Raw genomic sequence first — 19,233 nt, forward strand, 5'->3', positions numbered from 1 at the left:
ACGGCATGCGCCGCCGTTACGATCTTCCTGCTGCGCCGGTTGCGGCTGTGGTGAGGGTTCAGGCCCGCGCCCGGATGCAGACCTTACTCGCCCGGCCCCAGCGGCGCGAGCAGTTTCGGCATGAACGTGGCGGGGCTGCCGGGCACGAAGGACCCGGCGTCGTTCTGGGTCGTGGTCGGCGTGATGACGGCATGCGCCGCCGTTACGATCTTCCTGCTGCGCCGGTTGCGGCTGTGGTGAGGGTTCAGGCCCGCGCCCGGATGCAGACCTTACTCGCCCGGCCCCGGCGGCGCGAGCACTTCGCGATTGCCGTTGCTGCCCATCGGCGAGACCAAACCGGCGCTTTCCATTTGCTCGACCAGCCGCGCCGCGCGGTTATAGCCGATGCGCAACTGCCGTTGCACCGACGAGATTGACGCGCGCCGCGTCCGCACGACGAAGGCCACGGCTTCGTCGTAGAGCGGATCGGCTTCGGCGTCCGGCGTCTCGCCGAACAGGTCCTGGTTGCCGCCGCCTTCCGAAGCGGGACCGGAGAGAATGCCTTCCTCGTACTCCGGCTCGCCGAACTGCTTCAGATACTCGACCACGCGATGCACTTCGTCGTCGGCGACGAACGCGCCATGCACACGCTGCGGATAGCCGGTGCCGGGCGGAAGGAACAGCATGTCGCCGGCGCCCAGCAGCGATTCCGCGCCCATCTGGTCGAGAATCGTGCGCGAATCGATCTTTGATGACACCTGGAACGCCACCCGCGTCGGAATGTTCGCCTTGATGAGGCCGGTGATGACATCGACGGACGGGCGCTGGGTGGCGAGAATCAGGTGGATGCCGGCCGCGCGCGCCTTCTGCGCGAGCCGCGCGATCAGCTGCTCGATCTGCTTGCCGGCGACCATCATCAGGTCGGCCAGCTCGTCGATGATGACGACGATGAGCGGCAGCGTCGAGAGCGGCTCGGGCGCGTCGGGCGTGAGCGAGAACGGGTTCGACAGCTTCTTGCCGGCGGCTTCGGTGTTGCGGATCTTCTGGTTGAAGCCCTGCAGGTTGCGCACGCCGACCGCCGACATCAGGCGATAGCGCTTCTCCATCTCGCCGACACACCAGTTGAGCGCGTTCGACGCGAGCTTCATGTCGGTCACGACGGGCGCGAGCAGATGCGGAATGCCTTCGTAGACCGAGAGCTCCAGCATCTTCGGATCGATCATGATGAGGCGCACGTCCTCGGGCTTCGCCTTGTAGAGCAGCGAGAGGATCATGGCGTTGACCGCGACCGACTTGCCCGAGCCGGTCGTGCCCGCGACCAGCATGTGCGGCGCCTTCGCGAGATCCGTGACGACCGGATTGCCGACGATGTCCTTGCCCATCGCAATGGTCAGGTTCGACTTCGACGCGCGATACACCTCGTCGCCGAGAATCTCCGAGAGGCGGATCATCTGGCGCTTCGGATTGGGCAGTTCGAGGCCCATGCAGGTCTTGCCGGGAATCGTCTCGACCACGCGGATCGACGTGAGGCCGAGGCCGCGCGACAAATCCTTCATCAAGCCGACGATCTGGCTGCCGCGCACGCCAAGCGCCGGCTCGACCTCGAAGCGCGTGATCACCGGCCCGGCCGATGCGCCGACCACCGTCACCGGCACCTTGAATTCCTGCAGGCGTTGCTCGATCAGCTGGCCGGTTTCGAGCAGACGCTCCTCGGACACGGGCTCGCTTTCGTCGGCGGCGGGTTCGAGCAGGTCGAGGCCCGGCAATTCGACGGGCGACGCGTGCGGTGCATGGAACTCGAATTCAGTCGACGTGAAGCCGCGCACGGGCGCACGCGGCCCGGCGGGGGAGGGCGGTGCGGCGGTTGCTGCCGCTGCTGCCGTTGCTGCCGTTGCTGCCGTTGCTGCCGTTGCTGCCGCCAGTGTGGTTGTCGTCGTGATGGGGAAGCGGACAACGTTCGAGCGCGACGCCCATTCGTCGCCCGCCACCTGGCGTTGATCCTCATCCTGCTCGTCTGCCAGCGCGTCCTCGCGCGGCGCGTCGTGCGTGTGCAAGCGCGGCGGCGCGGGCGGCTCGATGCTATCGACCGCGGTTTCGGGTAATTCCAGCCACGGCGGCGTCTGGTTGGCGTCGCGCAGGGTTTCGTCGACCGGCGCTTCGTCGAGCGGTGCCACGGACGGAGCAGGCTCGCTGATTTCGGGCAGCGGCGGTTCCGGCGGCAGGGCTGCTTCCGGCGGCAGTTCGACCGGCGGTGCGTCGATTTCAGGTTCCGGCGGCGCGGGCGGTTGGGTAACCAGCGGGGTGTCAAGCGAAGCATTGAGCGCAGGCGGCATGACGGGCAGCGCCGATGCCGGCGGCTCAGGCGTGCGCATCTCGAACAACGGCGCAGGTTCGACGAGCGCAGGCGCGATCAGATGCGCGTCGATCAGCGGCGTGTCGTTGAATCCGGCGTCTTCGCGATTCGTGTGCGGTTCCTCGGCAATTGTCACGTGCTCCAGATCAGGCTTGCGCGATCCGTACGGATCGGACTCGGCTTGAGCGGGCGAGACTGGGCCCGGCGCCGTGTCGGCGTATCCGAGGTCCCCGCGATGCGTGTGCGGTTCCTCGGCAAATCCCACGTGCTCTGTATCAGGCTTGCGCGATCCGTACGGTTCGAACGCGGCTTGAGCGGACGAGATTTCATCGTTCGACGGCTGTCCTGACTTCGCCATGGCCACGTGTCCGCGCGCGAGACTCGCGCCGGCGAGCGATGTCCACAGCGCGGTTTTCTCCTCGATGGAACGCAGCGTCGCCTGAATCGATTCGGGTGCGGGCGGCGGGCCGGCCGGTGCGGGTGGCGTCGCCGGGCGAGAAAAGGCGGGCGCGGTGAGCGGGGCGGCGGTGAATTCGCGTGCGGCAGGGGCAGCGCCCGGATTCAGCGGAGCGCGTCTGACGCCACCGGATGCAAGCTGCGAGCCCATGGCCGGGCCGCCTGCAGCGACGCGCGCGCCTGCGGCGGCCGTCGCCAATGCGCTCACCGATTTTGCAGCCGCCGCGGTGCGCTGTGCAGGCATCGACGTGGCTGTTCCGCGCGGGCGGTCGAGGCCAGGATTCACGCCCGGGTTCATGGGAGCGGGCTTCGGGCTGGCAGGCGCGTTGGCGGCAATGGATGCCCGCAACCCCGAACCCGACGCTGCGAACGCGGACGCCTGGCGCGCCGGATAAGGCGAACGGCCGTCGCGGGCGGCGGCTGACGACGGCGCACCGGGTTTCAGCCAGCCCGCGGGCGCGACCGGTTCGCTGGGCTGCGGCCGATGCACGACGTCGCCCGCGTCGAGGCCTGCGCGCGGCGCATGGCCTTCGGCGCCGCCGTTCGCGTGCCGCGTGGCGCTCTTGCCCACGGCGGGCGGGCGCCATGGCGTCGGCCGTTGATAGCGGCTGCCGCGCTTCGCCGTAGGCAGGCCGAGCGTCGGTTCGTCGGGCGCGACGCGCGACGTCGGCGCGTCGAAGCGCTCAGCGCGGACGCTGCGCTCCTGGACCTCGCGCGGGGGGCGCGCGCTGCGGGCCTGCGCGCGGCGCTCGAACCAGCCGGCCGACTTGTCGCGGGCCGATTGGGTGGGTTGACCGCGGCCTTCCCGGGGCCGCGCTTCGGCGGGACGTTCGCGGGGCGTGAGCCAGCCTTGCGGCAGGCCGAAGCCAAAGGCCTCGTCGGCCCAGGCGAGTACGCTACGCCAGCTGAACTCGACCAGCCATGGCAGGAAGATGGCCAGTACCAGCGCGGCCAGCGCGCCCGCGCCGGACGGATGAGCCAGCTCGCTCAGGGCCGACGCGAGCGCACGTCCGCCTCGATTGATGTTCCATTGCGTTTCGAGCGAACGCGCAAGCGTTCCTTCCAGGATGCTGCTTGCGAGCAGCACGGCGACGAAGCTGAGCCAGAGGCGGATCGTGCCGGGGCCGCGGCGCGCGTCGCCGCCCGGCAGCGCCAGCCTGACGAGGCGCCAGAGCAGGAAGCCGAACCAGATGACCGATGCACCGAACCAGCCGAGAACTACCATGTGCATGCCTGAGATTGAACCGATGTTGAATGAGACAGGGAGTGCTGCCTGGCCGTGTGTGTTGCGCGAGGAGGCCGGGCGGTTGGACCGAGCAGTTTAACGGGTGGCGCGTCTGCCCGACGCGCCTGCCGCAAGCACGCAACACATGCGTTCATGGCTTTGCCATGTGCGCTGCGTTCATTGCGTTCCTCATTGCAGTCATTTGGCGCGCGGCGCGAAGACCAGCACCTGGCCGTCCTCCAGCGTGAGCTGCAGCGACTGCGGCGGATTCATCTGCACGCCGCTTCGGGCGACATGCGCGAGTCCGTCGAGATAGGGCTGCTCGAGCGCGGCGCCCGTGCCACCGGCGCAGGCCATGCGCGTGCCCGCCAGCGGACCGAAGCTGAGCTTGCCGTCCTTCAGGTCGTACGTGCCTGCAAAGCGGTTGCAGCCCGCGAAGCCGCTCGCGCGCCTGCGGCCGCTGGCAGTCGAGAAGTCGAGTGTGAGCGGCTGACCGGCACTCGCGGCATCTGCTTGAGCCGTTCCTTGAGCCCCGCCTTGAGCGCCGCCCGGCAGCGCGCGCGTCTGGCCGTTCGGATCGGTCCAGCGCGCCAGTTGCCATTGGGTGTCGTCGAGCAATTGCGTGGCGGCGGGATTGTACGGATCGGTGGGCGGCGCGCTTGCATCCGTATGTTTCGGTATCGCGCAGCCGGAAACCAGGCTCGCGACAGCCAACGCAGCGCCCGCTCCGGCGGCCGTGCGTGTGATCCGCGAAAGAAAACGGGACGATGAGCGCAAAGCGGACGCGCGAAAGAGGGACGTGGGCATCGATGATCCTGGAGCGGGCGAAACCGTAAGCGTATCGCACTCGTCCTACGATTTGTCCAGCGACATCAGCAGCGAAACGATCGGCCGGGCGTAACGCTGACAGAATGGCCAGCGCGTGGCCAGCGCGTGGCCAGCGCAACGATTGCGAAACGCAGGGAATTCAATCGCGCAAATACAGGTCAACAGGCGAAATGCCCGGGCCGCCGGCGAACTTTCCTTTCTGTCCGCTGGCCAAACGGACGAGTCTCGCGGCGCGGACGCTGCGTGTTAACATCCCGCCCAATTCTGCGGCTTCCGCCGAGCATTCAACACTTCACGTTTCAATCCGGAGCACGTCATGTCCATCGTTTCACCCCGCACAGCAGCGACCGGCCCGCAAGCAGCCACCACGGGCGCAGCGCGCATCGGCACGCCGCTTTCGGCGCACGCCACGCGCGTCATGCTGCTGGGCGCGGGCGAGCTCGGCAAGGAAGTGATCATCGCGTTGCAGCGGCTGGGCGTGGAGGTGATCGCCGTGGACCGTTATGCGAACGCGCCGGGTCATCAGGTCGCGCATCGTGCGCACGTGATCGACATGACCGATGCCGCCGCGCTGCAAGCACTCGTCGAACAGGAGCAGCCGCATCTGATCGTGCCGGAAATCGAGGCCATCGCTACGGAAGCGCTCGCGGCGATCGAAGCCGCGGGCCAGGTCACGGTGATCCCGACCGCGCGCGCCACGCAGCTCACGATGAATCGCGAGGGCATTCGCCGGCTCGCTGCCGAAACGCTCGGCCTGCCCACCTCGCCCTACGCGTTCGCCAGTTCGCTCGACGAAATGAAGGCCGCGATCGGCCGGATCGGTTTTCCGTGCGTGGTGAAGCCGGTGATGTCGTCGTCGGGCAAGGGGCAGTCGGTGCTCAGGAGCGAAGCCGACGTCGAGCCCGCCTGGCAGTACGCGATGGCGGGCGGGCGCGTGAATCACGGACGCGTGATCGTCGAGGGGTTCGTCGATTTCGAGTACGAGATCACGCTGCTGACGGTGCGCGCGGCGGATCCTGCCAGCGGCGCGACACAGACGTATTTCTGCGAGCCGGTCGGTCACGTGCAGGTGGCGGGCGACTACGTCGAGTCGTGGCAGCCGCAGGCCATGAGTCCGGTCGCGCTCGAACGCGCGCGCGAGGTGGCCGCGCAGGTCACGACGGCGCTCGGCGGGCGCGGGCTGTTTGGCGTCGAGCTGTTCGTGCGCGGCGACGACGTGTGGTTCTCCGAAGTCAGCCCGCGGCCGCACGATACGGGGCTCGTGACGCTGGCCACGCAACGTTTCTCCGAGTTCGAACTGCACGCGCGGGCCATCCTCGGCTTGCCTGTCGATACGACCTTGCGCACGCCCGGCGCGTCGGCGGTGATCTATGGCGGGCTGGACGAGGCGGGCATCGCGTTCGAGGGCGTCGCCGAGGCGCTCGCGGTGCCGGGTGCGGACCTGCGTCTGTTCGGCAAGCCGGAGAGTTTCGTGAAGCGCCGCATGGGCGTCGCGCTGGCCACGGGCGCCGACAGCGCCGAAGCACGCGAACGCGCGCGCGAGGCGGCGTCGAAGGTGAGGCCAGTCAAGGTTGAATAAGCGGGCTGAATGAGCGGCGCGGCTGCGCCGGCGGGAGCAGACAAGTGAAAGCAAGCATGCTGGCCGCGCTGGTCGCGGCCACCCTGGGTCTCTCGGGATGCGGACTGGCAGCCGCGCCGTGCCGGATCGCTTCGGCGGGACTGAAGATCGTGCCGGTGGTCGGGCATGTGGCGGCTGCGCCCACCGATGCCTGCGCGGACGTCATCGATCCCTGACGGCGGGACATCTGCCGGATGCGCAACCGGCGGCGCGGCGCCGACCTTCAACGAATCCCGAAACGAATCCCGCAACAAACCCGAAACGAACGATGAAGACACTTCCCGCATTCGCACTCGCCTTGATGCTCGGGTCGCTGGGCGTCGAGGCCGCGCAGGCCATGCCGCTGACGGTGCCGCAAATCCAGACGCAATCTGCGCAAACCGTGCGCTACAACTGCAAGGACGGCAAGACCGTGTCCGTGCAGTACACCAACGCGCGGAATCATCAGAGCTTCGCGGCGCTGACCGTCGACGGGCGCAAACTGCTGTTCGTCCGTGTCATCGCGGCATCGGGCGTGAGGTACGTCGCCGATCAGTACACGTGGTGGACCAAGGGTCCGCAAGGCACCCTCTACGACGAAAACCCCGCGAATCCCCCGAAAGACTCGCCGCCGCTGCTGGCGGATTGCGTCGAGCGCAAATAGCACGGCCTGGCAGCAGGCTGTCAGAAGTTGCCCGGATGCGCGGCAGGCTGCGCACCACTCCGGGCAGGCGAGCCGACACCGCCGGAGCGCTTGTGCAGGCGGTGCTACAATATGCGGCTTTACGGCCTCGGTAAGCGCGTGGTCGGGGCAGTACACGGTGTGGTGGCGCTGCTTGCGGCCATGCCGTTGGAGCCAGACGCCAGCGGCCGAAGGATCATCACCCGCCAGACGTGGCCGCAGTCCGCTGCTGAAATGGCTGGCCGGCCGTACAGCGGAACGGCACATTCGCCCGCTGCACGACGTTCAACAGGGCGGCAACGCTTCTCCGTCCGGCGCTGACGCTGCCATGGAAACGTCACGGAAAGCGTGTTCCATCGACGCAGGTCTGCAAGCCGCCGACTCGCAAAGCGCAGATTCGCAATTGAACAGGGCGACCCGGGCTCGCTCACGAACACAGTGCCCGGCACCACGCGCCCGCGCGCGTCAGACGCGCCGCGAACGCACCGAAACACATCCGCGTAGGGGACCGGGCTGGACCCGGACTGGACCGAATGGCACTGAAGCCACCGAAGCCACCGGTCGCGCCAGATTGACCGGTTCCTTACGCTTTCCGCATCGAGCGTTTCCGCATCGAGCGGATTTTTAGCGATAGCCAATATAGTCACCATGTCCGATTCCGTCGCCACGAACCCGTCCACCGCCGAGGCCGCAGCGCCTACGTTCGACCAGTTCGGTTTGTCCGCCGACATCCTGAAAGCGGTGCGCGAGTCCGGCTACACCACGCCGACGCCCATCCAGGCACAGGCTATTCCGGTCGTGCTCGCCGGCCGCGACGTCATGGGCGCCGCCCAGACCGGCACCGGCAAGACCGCCAGCTTTTCGCTGCCCATCATTCAACGCCTGTTGCCGAACGCCAACACCAGCGCGTCGCCCGCGCGCCATCCCGTGCGCGCGCTGATGCTCACGCCGACGCGCGAACTCGCCGACCAGGTCGCCGCCAACGTGCAGACCTACTCGAAGCACACGCCTTTGCGCAGCACGGTGGTGTTCGGCGGCGTCGACATGAATCCGCAGTCGGACGCGCTGCGCCGCGGTGTCGAGATCCTGATCGCGACGCCGGGACGTCTGCTCGATCACGTGCAGCAGAAGACGGTGAATCTCGGCCAGGTGCAGATGCTCGTGCTCGACGAAGCCGACCGCATGCTCGACATGGGCTTCCTGCCGGACCTGCAGCGCATCCTGAACCTGCTGCCGAAGGAGCGCCAGACCTTGCTGTTCTCGGCAACCTTTTCGGGTGAAATCAAGAAGCTGGCGTCGACCTATCTGCGCGACCCGCAAACCATCGAGGTCGCGCGCAGCAACTCGACCAATGCGAACGTGCGGCAGATCGTCTATGAAGTCCATGAGAGCGACAAGTCGGGCGCGGTCGCGCAACTGATCCGCGACCGGGGACTCAAGCAGGTCATCGTGTTCTGCAACAGCAAGATCGGCGCGAGCCGTCTGGCGCGCGTGCTCGAACGCGACGGCATCATCGCCACCGCGATTCACGGCGACCGCTCGCAGAGCGAGCGCATGCAGGCGCTCGACGCGTTCAAGCGCGGCGAAGTCGAGGCGCTGGTCGCGACCGACGTGGCCGCGCGCGGGCTCGACATCGCCGAGCTGCCTGCCGTCATCAATTTCGATCTGCCGTTCAATGCCGAGGACTATGTGCACCGCATCGGCCGCACGGGGCGCGCGGGCGCATCGGGTGACGCGCTTTCGCTGTGCAGCGCCAATGAGCGCAAGCAACTGGCGGACATCGAGAAGCTGATCAAGCGTCCGCTCGAAGTCGAGCCGCTGGAAGTGAAAATGCCGGCGCGTCGTGATGGTTCGAGCGCGCCTTCGCCGCGTCGTGAGGAGCGCTTCGGCCGTTCGGAACGGAGCGAGCGCAGCGAGCATCGTCACGCGCCGCGCGAGGACGGTGCGCGCCGCCGCGGGCCGGCCGGGCATGATCGTCCGCGCGGCCGCCAGCAGCCGGTCGACGAGTTCTTCCTGAAGCCTTACGAGCCGTCGCCGTCAGCGATGAAACGTCAGGATGAAGCGGTCGAGCCCGAACGCAAGAGCACGCCGAAGCAGCCGCTTGCGGCGTTGCTCGGCGGATTGGGGATGCCGCGCAAGCCGTCGTGAAGTCCTGATTGCATTGCTGATTGAATGAACAAGGCAGCCCGCGTGGCTGCCTTTTTTCTAACGCGCGTCGGACCCGTAACGCTTCGCCCATTCGCTGGTCGCCGCGCGATGGAAGGCGTCCAGCGTATCCGCCGACACTTCGATGCCCAGATGCCGCGAAGCTTCGATCAGCGCGTGGAGCGGCGCGTGTGGGTCCAGCGGGGCCGCGCCCGTCTGCTTGCTGAGCTTCTCGCCGCTCGCGCTGTTGACCACTGGCACGTGCAGATAGTCCGGCGTCGGCACGCTGAGACACTGTTGCAGATAGATTTGCCGCGCGGTGGAGTCGAGCAAGTCGGCGCCGCGCACGACATGCGTAATGCCGGACTCGGCATCATCGACGACGACCGCCAGCTGATACGCCCACAGTCCGTCCGCGCGCCGCAGCGCGAAATCGCCGACTTCGGTCGCGAGATCCTGGGTCTGTGGACCCTGCCAGCGATCGACGAAACGAATGCGCGCCGCGTCGCCGTCCGGCACGCGCAGGCGCCACGCGCGCGCAGGCTTGCCGTGCAGGCCGTCACGGCATGTGCCGGGGTAGGCGAGCGTCGCGTGGCGCGCATGAGCCTGCACGAGCGAATCCGCGATCTCGCGCCGCGTGCAGCCGCACGGATAGACGAGCCCCGCTGCCTGCAAGCGCTCGAACGCGGCCTGATACGCGGCGTTGCGCGTGCTTTGCCAGACCGGCGGCGCGTCCGATTGCATGCCGAAATGCGCGAGCGTCGCGAGTATCTCGTCGGCGGCGCCGGCGACGGTGCGCGGTGCATCGACATCCTCGATCCGCACGATCCAGCTGCCGCCGTGTGCGCGCGCATCCAGGAAGCTCGCGAGCGCGCTCACGAGCGAGCCGGCATGCAGCGGACCGGTCGGCGAGGGCGCGAAGCGGCCGCGGTAGGTCATCGAGCGGATTCAGCCCGCGTGAGTTGGTTTTGCGTCCGGATGACACGCGGGACACGTCTTGCCCGGCGTGTAGTACGGCGACTTCTGCGCCTCGGCCGGCACCACCGCGCGGCAGCCGAAGCACTGCGCGGTGGCGGTCGGCTGGAGAGCAGGGTCGAGCGCGGTGCGATAGTCGAACACGAAGCACTCGCCCGTGTAGTGCGCACCGCCGACTTCCTCGAAGTATTTGAGAATGCCGCCTTCGAGCTGATACACGTGCTCGATGCCCACTTCCTTCATGTGGATCGCAGCCTTCTCGCAGCGAATGCCGCCGGTGCAGAACGACACGACCGTCTTGCCTTCGAGATCCGCGCGATTCTGCTCGATGACCTCGGGAAACTCGCTGAATTTCGTGATGCGGTAATCGAGCGCGTGCTCGAACGTGCCGACATCGACCTCAAATGCATTGCGCGTGTCGAGCATCACGACCGGGCGGCCTGCGTCGTCGTGACCGCGGTCGAGCCAGGCTTTCAGCGTGGGGGCATCGACGGAAGGCGCGCGGCCGAGTTCCGGCCGGATGGCGGGCTTCTTCATCGTGATGATTTCGCGCTTGAGCTTCACCAGCATGCGGCGGAACGGCTGCTTCTCGGAGAGGCTTTCCTTGAACTGCAGATCGGCGAACCGGCCGCCGAAGAGCGCGTCGCCGCGCAGGTAGTCGATGAAGGCGCGGACGTCGGCTACCGGTCCGGCGACGAAAAGATTGATGCCCTCCGGCGCCAGCAGGATCGTGCCCTTGAGCCCGAGCGCATTGCAGCGTTCGGTGACGAGCGGCCGCCAGGCCGGGCCGTCTTCGATGGTGACGAATTTATAGGCGGAGAGATTCAGGATGCTCATGATCGGACGACGCGCGAAACGGCTGTAACGGGTAAAAAGTGCGGCCGCAAGCAGCCGCGCAAAGGCCGTATTATCTCGCAAACGGCGCACGCGTTCGAAGGCTTGTCCGATTGGTCCACGCGGCCTTGCGTTCGCGCAAGCCGCCCTCGCCGCGAGGGCCTTGTCCGTTCGGCCAGCACGCCCGCCTGCCGGTTCGCGCCACCGACCCGCATGTACAATATCGCCATGTCAGATCCCCGCTTCGTTCATCTCCGCGTCCACTCCGAATTCTCGATTGCCGACGGCATCGTGCGGCTGGACGACGTCGTCAAAGCCGCCGCGAAAGACGGTCAGGGCGCGCTCGCGCTGACCGACCTCGGCAATGCCTTCGGGCTCGTGCGTTTCTATAAGGAAGCGCGTGGCAAGGGCGTCAAGCCCATCGCCGGTTGCGACGTCTGGATCACCAATCCCGCCGACCGCGACAAGCCCGCGCGCCTGCTCCTGCTCGTGCGTGACAAGCAGGGCTATCTCAACCTGTGCGAGCTGTTGAGCCGCGCATGGCTGACGAACCAGTATCGCGGCCGCGCCGAGGTGCTGACCGAGTGGCTCGAAGAGGGGCTCGCCGAAGGTCTGCTGGCGTTGTCCGGCGCGCAGACGGGGGATATCGGCATGGCGTTCGCAGCCGGCAATGCGGCCAGCGCACAACGTCACGCGGAACGCTGGGCCAAGCTGTTCCCGGGCGCGTTCTATATCGAACTGCAACGCGCCGGTCAGCCGGGCGAACAGGCCTATATCCAGGAAGCGGTCAGACTCGCGGCGAAACTCCGCCTGCCCGTGGTCGCCACGCATCCGATGCAGTTCATGACGCCCGACGACTTCACCGCGCACGAAGCGCGCGTGTGCATTTCGGAAGGCGACATCCTGGCGAATCCGCGCCGGCAGAAGCGCTTCACGCAGGACCAGTTTTTCCGCACGCAGGACGAGATGTGCGCGCTGTTCGCGGACATTCCGTCCGCGCTCGCGAACACGGTCGAGATCGCGCGGCGCTGCAACCTCACGCTCGAACTCGGCAAGCCGAAGCTGCCGCTGTTCCCGACACCGGACGGCATGTCGCTGGACGACTACCTCGTGCAGTTGTCGAAGGAAGGGCTCGAAGTCCGTCTGGAGCAGTTGTATCCGGACACAGCCGAACGCGACGCGCAGCGCGAAACCTACTACGCGCGGCTCGACTTCGAGTGCGGCACGATCATCAAGATGGGCTTTCCGGGCTACTTCCTGATCGTCGCCGACTTCATCATGTGGGCCAAGAACAATGGCGTGCCGGTCGGTCCGGGCCGCGGTTCGGGTGCCGGCTCGCTGGTCGCGTATGCGCTCGGCATCACGGACCTGGACCCGCTGCGCTACAACCTGCTGTTCGAGCGCTTCCTGAATCCGGAACGCGTGTCGATGCCCGACTTCGACATCGACTTCTGCCAGGAAGGCCGCGACCGCGTCATCCAGTACGTGAAGGGCAAGTACGGCGCGGACGCCGTGTCGCAGATCGCCACCTTCGGCACCATGGCCGCGAAAGCCGCGGTGCGCGACATCGGCCGTGTGCTCGATCTCGGCTACATGTTCACCGACGGCATCGCGAAGCTGATTCCGTTCAAGCCGGGCAAGCACGTGACCATCGCGGACGCGATGAAGGAAGAGCCCACGCTGCAGGAACGCTTCGACGCCGAAGACGAGGTGCACCAGCTGCTCGAACTCGCGCAGCGTGTGGAAGGGCTGACGCGCAACGTCGGCATGCACGCGGGCGGCGTGCTGATCGCGCCGGGCAAGCTCACCGACTTCTGCCCGCTCTATGCGCAGGGCGAGGACGGCGGCGTCGTCAGCCAGTATGACAAGGACGACGTGGAAGCCGTCGGCCTCGTCAAGTTCGACTTTCTGGGCCTGACCACACTCACCATCCTGGACTGGGCCGAACGCTATATCCGCCGCCTGGATCCTTCGAAGCAGGACTGGAATCTCGCGCAGGTGCCGCTCGACGATCCCGCTTCGTTCTCCATCCTGAAGAAGGCCAATACGGTCGCCGTGTTCCAGCTGGAAAGCCGCGGCATGCAGGGCATGCTGAAGGACGCGCAGCCGGACCGCTTCGAAGACATCATCGCGCTGGTGGCGCTGTATCGTCCGGGCCCGATGGACCTGATCCCGAGCTTCTGCGCGCGCAAGCACGGGCGCGAGATCGTCGAGTATCCGGACCCGCGCGTCGAACCTGTCCTGAAAGAGACCTACGGCATCATGGTCTACCAGGAGCAGGTGATGCAGATGGCGCAGATCATCGGCGGCTACTCGCTCGGCGGCGCGGACCTGCTGCGTCGTGCGATGGGCAAGAAGAAGGCCGAGGAAATGGCGCAGCATCGCGAGATCTTCGCGGAAGGCGCCGCGAAGAACGGCCTCGCGCGCGCCAAGTCCGACGAGATCTTCGACTTGATGGAGAAGTTCGCGGGCTACGGCTTCAACAAGTCGCACGCCGCGGCCTATGCGCTGCTCGCCTATTACACGGCGTGGCTCAAGGCGCATCATCCGGCGGAATTCATGGCGGCCAACATGTCGCTTGCCATGGACGACACCGACAAGGTCAAGATCCTTTTCGAAGACTGCGCGACCAACGGTCTCAAGGTGCTGCCGCCGGACATCAACCAGTCGGCTTACCGCTTCGAGCCGGTCGCGGAAGCCAATGGCGCGCGCTCGAAGACCATCCGCTACGGCCTCGGCGCGATCAAGGGCAGCGGACAGAACGCCATCGAGGAAATCCTGCGCGCGCGCGAGGACGGGCCGTTCACCGACCTGTTCGACTTTTGCGAGCGCATCGACCGCCGCGTGGTGAACCGCCGCACGGTGGAAGCGCTGATCCGCGCGGGCGCATTCGACACCATGCACGCGAACCGCGCGCAACTGCTCGCCTCCGTGCCCATGGCAATGGAAGCCGCAGACCAGGCCGCCGCCAATGCCATGCAGGCCGGACTCTTCGACATGGGCGACGCGCCGCTCGCGAAGCACGAGTACGTCGAGGAAGCGCAGTGGTCGGACAAGAAGCGCCTGCAGGAAGAGAAAACCGCGCTCGGCTTCTATCTGTCGGGCCATCTGTTCGACGCCTATAAGGGCGAAGTGCGGCGCTTCGTGCGCCAGAAGGTCGGCGAGCTGAAGGAAGGGCGCGACAAGCTGATCGCGGGCGTGATTTCCTCGATGCGTACGCAGATGACCCAGCGCGGCAAGATGCTGATCGTCAATCTCGACGACGGCAGCGGCCAGTGCGAAGTCACCGTGTTCAACGAACAGTTCGAGGCAAACAAGGCGCTGTTCAAGGAAGACGAACTGCTCGTCGTGCAGGGCATGGCGCGCAACGACGCCTTCACGGGCGGCATCCGCTTCACGGTCGACACCGCGATGGATCTGGAGCGCGCCCGCAGCCGCTATGCGCAGTCCGTGAAGGTCGAGATGAACGGCAACGCAGATTCGTTGCGTCTGCGCCGCGTGCTCGAAGCGCATGCGGCGGGCGCGCAGAGCGAAGCGCCGCCGCCCGCTCCCGCACGCAACAATGGACGTGACGGCGGACGTGACAACGGCCGCTCGCGGCAGTCCGCGCCCATCCCGAACGGCCTGAACGTGAGCGTCGTGTATCGCAGCGAGCATGCGGAAGGCGAAGTGCGTCTCGGTGACGCCTGGCGCGTCAAGCCCACCGACGAACTCATCCTGGCGCTGCGCGGCGAGTTCGCAGGCAGCGCGATCGAGATCGTCTACTGATGCCGCTTCGTCTCGGCATTTCGGCGAATGCGCTGAAGCATTCCGGCGGCCTCGAACGCTACGCGATGGATCTCGTGCGCGGCCTCGCCGCCGCCGGCTTCGAGGGTCGCCACAAGCCCGCGTTCTTTGCACGCAAGATCGATACTTCGCTGCCGGAAAGCAAGCTGGTGGAGGCGCATCGCATCAAGGTGTCGTTCCTGCCGGGCAAGCTGCGCGACGCCTATTTCTCGTGGGCATTGAAGCGCGCGCGCAAGAAGGCGAAGGTGGACGTGCTGATCGGCTGCAATCGCGTCGAAGGATCGGAGATTGCGATTTGCGGCGGCACGCATATCGGCTTCCTGCGCGCCACCGGGCGGCGCGAGAAAAAGTCCGATACGCGGCAGATCGCGCTGGAGCGCCGTCAATACGCGCGGGCCAGGGTGATCGTGGCCCATTCGGACATGATGGCCGACGAACTGCGCACGCTCTATCACATCGATTCCGCGAAGATTCGCGTGTTGTATCCGCCGGTCGATCGCACGCGCTTCGCACCCGTGGACTCCACCGCGCGCGCGCGTCTGCGCGAACAGTTCGGCTTCCGGGAAGACGAGACGGTGCTGCTGTTTCCGTCGAGCAGTCACGAGCGCAAGGGCCTGCCGCTGATCGAGAAGGCGCTGGCCGGCATGAATGTCGTGGTGGCCGTTGCGGGCCGCGCGCCGGATTCGCCCGCCGCGAACGTGCGCTATATCGGCTACGTGAAGAACATCGAGGACGCCTACCGCGCCGCGGATTTCACCATCCTCGCGTCGAGCTACGAGCCGTTCGGGCTGGTCGGCATCGAATCGGTCATGTGCGGGACGCCGGTGATTTTCCCGGCGTGCATCGGCTGCTGCGACGCCATTGCGGATCACGCCAAGCACGTCTTCCAGTCCGGCAACGCGGACGATCTGCGGCGCGCCGTGCAGGCCGCCCTCGAGTCACGCCGCCCCGGCGAACGCGTGGGCGCCGACGCCGTGCGCTACAACGCGGAAGTGGCGTCGCACGTCGGCGCGCTGGTCGAACTGGCGCGCGGCATCGCGGGCAACGCGCGCTGAGTTTCAGGCTCGGACTCAGCGGAACTCGTTCATGTGCGCGAGCTTCAGGAACCGGTAATACACCGTCTGCGCGTTGAAGAGCGCGATCATGAAGCCGGTGCGGCCGTCGAGAAAACCGCGCCGCAGCACATACGTCCGCACGAACGCCCACGCCCCGCGCGTCAGCGCAATGCTGAAGCTGCCGCGCTTGCCGGCGGCGTGGCGCTGCTCGGCGCCGGCGGTCGAATACGCGTCGAGCTTGCGCAGCACGGCTTCGAAATCCTCGTAGGAGTAGTGCATCAGCCGGCCGGACAGGCGCACCACCGGCTTGCTCGTCGAGAGCACGAGCCGTTCATGGACCAGATCCGGCGAAAAGCGCGCCGTGCCGCGCCGGAACAGGCGCGGAATCCAGTCGGGATACCAGCCGCTGTGCTTCACCCACACACCGCAGAAACTCGACAGCCGGTCCACCGCGTACACGTCCGCTTGCGGATCCGTGATGGCCGCGCGGACCGCGGCGGCGAGTTCCGGCGTCACGATCTCGTCGGCGTCGATGGAGAGCACCCAGTCGGTCGACAGAGCGTCGAGCGCGCGGTTCTTCTGCGGGCCGAAGCCGGGCCAGTCGCGCGCGACGATCACGCGCGCCCGATGCGCCTCGGCGATGCCTACGGTCGCGTCGCTGCTGCCGCCGTCCACGACGACGATTTCATCGGCGAAAGAGACGGCCTGCAGGCACTGCGCGAGCCGGGCGGCGGCATTGTGCGTGATGATGGCGATGCCGAGCGTCGGAAGATTCATGGGGCTGTAGGAAGGCGGCGCGCGCCGGAAGAGGCTGTGAGCGGACCCGCGCGATTATCCGCGCAAGTGCCACTTCAGGAAAAAGAATGGCGAGAACAGCCACGGACAGGTGGCGTAGACGAACATCCTGACGCGAAAGCCGAAGCTGACTTCCGTGGCCCGCGCGAACAGCATCAGCTTGCTGCCCACCGAGCCGCTGCCGAACATCGCGCTCACGTAGGACTCGCGCGCGGACTTGGTCGCGAGCAGCGCGCGCATCTGGGCGCCGACGCCCACCTTGTCGGCATCGCTCAGCAGCTGGCGGGTCTCGCCCGAGCCGTTCAGGTTCGCGAGCCGGATGCGCGCGACGAAATCCGCCGGCGTCCGGAAGCGCCGCTTGCTGGAGAGTCCGCCGCGCCGGTACAGCACGAGCGGTTCGTGCAGCGTGTGCGCGCCCTGGCTCATGATGGCGCGGAACGCCATGATCTGGTCCTCGCCGTAGATGCCGGGCGCGATCGGCCCGAACGCGTCGAACAGCCGCCGCGCCCAGGCGTGCGCCGCACCGACCAGATGCGGCCGCTTGCCCGACCACGCCTCGAAGCTGCGATAGTCGTCGAGATCGGTGACGCGCAGCACGTCATGCGTCTGGCCGCTGGCGTCGAGATCCTGCAGGTCGGTGGCGATCAGGTCGTAGCGCCGGCCGCTGTCGAGCCACACGCGCATCACGCGCTCGACCCGCTCGGGCCGCGAGATGTCGTCGCCGGCCGCGATGAACAGCATGTCGCCCGAGGCGCGCGCGGCCAGCGCGCTCAGATGCGCGCTGATGCCGAGATTTTTCTCGTTGCGATACAGCCGCACGACGTGCGGGCCGCGATAATCGCGCACGCATGCCTCGGCGGCGGCGAAGGTGGCGTCGCTGGAGGCGTCGTCGGAGATGAGGATTTCGAGCGGCGACCAGGTTTGCGCGAGGGCGCCGCGGATCGCATCGGCGACGGTATTCTGCTGATTGAAGGTGATGAGCAGGAAACTTGCGAGCGGCGCGCCCGGCGTGTCTTGAGGTGTCGCTGGCATTTCAGTTTCACAACGCGTGGATGGCTGGAGCGCCTTGCCGGCTATGGCTTCAAAGTTCCTCGAGCAGTCTCTGAGCGAAGAGCGTGCCAGGCGCCAGCGGCTATAATAACGCGGGTTTTTGGGATGCGCGACCGCCGCCGGCCGGTCCACCCCTGTCAGGTTCACGATTTGGAAAAAAATCTTCGTTACGTCATTGCCAGCATGGTGTTGCTGGCGCCCGCGAGCACGCTCGTCGTACGGGGTGGAACCGGTTATTGCTTTTTCGTGCTGCTTGCCATCGCGCTTTTCGCGGGCTTCAGCCGCGCGTTCCGGCTCAAGGGCAGCCTGCTCGTCAGCGCCTATCCCTGGTACACCGTGGCCATGCTGGGTTTCATGATCTACCTGCCGCTGCAGCAAGCAACGGACGGCTACTTCCTGCCGCGCGAATTCGACGGCATGTCGCGCTTCACGCTGAGCCTGCCCATCTTTCTCCTGTTGGTGAACCTGCCCATCCGGCATCTGAAGGCGCTCGGCTGGGGCTGCGCGCTGGGTGCGATCGGCGCGGGCGTGTGGGCCGTGGACAGCAGCATCCACATGACGGTCAACGATATCAACCGGCTCGGCAACACCTTCACCAATCCGATTCCCTACGGCAACACCGCGCTGCTGCTCGGCTTTCTTTCCGTGATGACGATCCGCTGGGACGATTATCCGAATGCGCTCGCCCGGCGCGTGGGGCTGGCGGTAAAGATGCTGGGACTGGCGGGCGGCGTCTACGCGTCCTATCTGTCGGGCACGCGCGGCGGCTGGCTGGCGATTCCGCTGTTTCTCGCACTGTGTTCGCTGAATTTCGGCTGGGTCAGGCAGGCGCGGCACTGGCTCGTCGCGCTGCTGGTCGTGGTGCTGGCGATGGCCGCGCTGTTTGCGTCGCCGCTCGGCCGCGAGCGTGTTCTCGCGACCCAGTCGGATGTCACGCAACTGGCGGAGGGCTCGACCGCCTACAGCTCGATCGGTGCGCGTTTGCTGCTGTGGCGTGCGTCGATTCACCTGTTCGAGGCGCATCCGCTGACGGGCGTCGGCAAGGGGCATTTGGAGTCGTCCTTGCGCGATCTGGCGAAGCAGGGCGAGGTGCCGGCCTATATCGTCAACCAGCGGGCCCACAGCGAGTTCTTCTCGACCATCGCGGAACTGGGCGCGCTGGGCGTCGTGTGCCTGGGCTTGCTGTATGCCGGGCCGCTGGTGTACTTCGTGCGCTACCGGCGCTCGCCGCACCGCGATGTATCGACGGCCGCGTACTGCGGAATCGCGGTGTCGGGGTCGGTTATGATCTTCGGTTTGAGCATCGACGTGTTCACGGTGGTGATGAGCACCGCGCTCATCGCGCTCATCTGGGCCGTGCTGCTCGCGGTCATCACGCACGACACGCGCGAGCCGCTGGGCAAGCCGGGGCGCGGTCCGATCGGTTGAACGGTTGAGCGGCATCTGGCCAGGCGCCGCGGCCGCTGACAAACA

The 19,233-nt window shown here is 66.9% G+C and carries 13 protein-coding genes and 1 pseudogene; 8 read left to right on the forward strand and 6 right to left on the reverse strand.

What is annotated here, in order from left to right; genetic code table 11:
* Positions 1–117: 117 nt before the first annotated feature.
* Positions 118–240, forward strand: a pseudogene (locus tag QCE88_RS06290) (CorA family divalent cation transporter); the annotation flags it as partial.
* 29 nt (positions 241–269) lie between these two features.
* Here the strand turns inward: QCE88_RS06290 and QCE88_RS06295 are convergent.
* Both QCE88_RS06295 and QCE88_RS06300 read right to left on the reverse strand, forming a co-directional pair.
* Positions 270–4,013, reverse strand: a complete 3,744-nt coding sequence (locus tag QCE88_RS06295) for a DNA translocase FtsK (RefSeq protein WP_409018102.1) — start codon at positions 4,011–4,013, stop codon at positions 270–272.
* A gap of 198 nt (positions 4,014–4,211) precedes the next feature.
* Positions 4,212–4,820, reverse strand: a complete 609-nt coding sequence (locus QCE88_RS06300) for an META domain-containing protein (protein ID WP_309900177.1) — start codon at positions 4,818–4,820, stop codon at positions 4,212–4,214.
* Positions 4,821–5,157: 337 nt separating this feature from the next.
* Here QCE88_RS06300 and purT point away from each other — a divergent pair, with 337 nt between their 5' ends.
* The 4 genes from purT to QCE88_RS06320 all read left to right on the forward strand — a co-directional run bounded on the left by purT (position 5,158) and on the right by QCE88_RS06320 (position 9,268).
* On the forward strand, positions 5,158–6,420 hold the full coding sequence (gene purT, locus QCE88_RS06305) for a formate-dependent phosphoribosylglycinamide formyltransferase (RefSeq protein WP_309900179.1): 1,263 nt from the start codon (positions 5,158–5,160) through the stop codon (positions 6,418–6,420).
* Positions 6,421–6,476: 56 nt separating this feature from the next.
* The gene (locus QCE88_RS06310) at positions 6,477–6,635 is read left to right on the forward strand and encodes a DUF6726 family protein (protein WP_309903429.1); all 159 of its coding nucleotides are present in this window, start codon (positions 6,477–6,479) and stop codon (positions 6,633–6,635) included.
* Between the two features lie 92 nt (positions 6,636–6,727).
* Positions 6,728–7,102: an MliC family protein gene (locus QCE88_RS06315; protein WP_309900181.1), complete on the forward strand. Its 375-nt coding sequence runs from the start codon at positions 6,728–6,730 to the stop codon at positions 7,100–7,102.
* Between the two features lie 666 nt (positions 7,103–7,768).
* On the forward strand, positions 7,769–9,268 hold the full coding sequence (locus tag QCE88_RS06320) for a DEAD/DEAH box helicase (RefSeq protein WP_309900183.1): 1,500 nt from the start codon (positions 7,769–7,771) through the stop codon (positions 9,266–9,268).
* A gap of 57 nt (positions 9,269–9,325) precedes the next feature.
* Here QCE88_RS06320 and gluQRS read toward each other — a convergent pair whose 3' ends face one another.
* Both gluQRS and QCE88_RS06330 read right to left on the reverse strand, forming a co-directional pair.
* On the reverse strand, positions 9,326–10,204 hold the full coding sequence (gene gluQRS, locus QCE88_RS06325) for a tRNA glutamyl-Q(34) synthetase GluQRS (RefSeq protein WP_309900185.1): 879 nt from the start codon (positions 10,202–10,204) through the stop codon (positions 9,326–9,328).
* 9 nt (positions 10,205–10,213) lie between these two features.
* A complete protein-coding gene (locus tag QCE88_RS06330; RefSeq protein ID WP_309900187.1) occupies positions 10,214–11,077 on the reverse strand; it encodes a sulfurtransferase in 864 nt (287 codons plus the stop codon).
* A gap of 210 nt (positions 11,078–11,287) precedes the next feature.
* Between QCE88_RS06330 and dnaE the strand changes: the two genes are divergently transcribed.
* Together dnaE and QCE88_RS06340 are read left to right on the forward strand one after the other, a co-directional pair.
* A complete protein-coding gene (dnaE, locus tag QCE88_RS06335) occupies positions 11,288–14,842 on the forward strand; it encodes a DNA polymerase III subunit alpha (RefSeq protein ID WP_309900189.1) in 3,555 nt (1,184 codons plus the stop codon).
* Positions 14,842–15,915, forward strand: a complete 1,074-nt coding sequence (locus QCE88_RS06340) for a glycosyltransferase family 4 protein (RefSeq protein WP_309900191.1) — start codon at positions 14,842–14,844, stop codon at positions 15,913–15,915. Before dnaE ends, QCE88_RS06340 begins: the two co-directional genes overlap by 1 nt.
* A gap of 15 nt (positions 15,916–15,930) precedes the next feature.
* Here QCE88_RS06340 and QCE88_RS06345 read toward each other — a convergent pair whose 3' ends face one another.
* Positions 15,931–16,692: a glycosyltransferase family 2 protein gene (locus tag QCE88_RS06345; protein WP_309900193.1), complete on the reverse strand. Its 762-nt coding sequence runs from the start codon at positions 16,690–16,692 to the stop codon at positions 15,931–15,933.
* A gap of 54 nt (positions 16,693–16,746) precedes the next feature.
* Positions 16,747–17,742 carry a glycosyltransferase gene (locus tag QCE88_RS06350; protein ID WP_309900195.1) on the reverse strand — a complete coding sequence of 332 codons (996 nt, stop codon included), beginning with the start codon at positions 17,740–17,742 and terminating at the stop codon, positions 16,747–16,749.
* Between the two features lie 168 nt (positions 17,743–17,910).
* Here QCE88_RS06350 and QCE88_RS06355 point away from each other — a divergent pair, with 168 nt between their 5' ends.
* Positions 17,911–19,188 carry an O-antigen ligase family protein gene (locus QCE88_RS06355; RefSeq protein WP_309900198.1) on the forward strand — a complete coding sequence of 426 codons (1,278 nt, stop codon included), beginning with the start codon at positions 17,911–17,913 and terminating at the stop codon, positions 19,186–19,188.
* Positions 19,189–19,233: the final 45 nt, after the last annotated feature.

Origin of the sequence: Caballeronia sp. LZ035 (assembly GCF_031451175.1) — a bacterium.
Classification (GTDB): domain Bacteria; phylum Pseudomonadota; class Gammaproteobacteria; order Burkholderiales; family Burkholderiaceae; genus Caballeronia.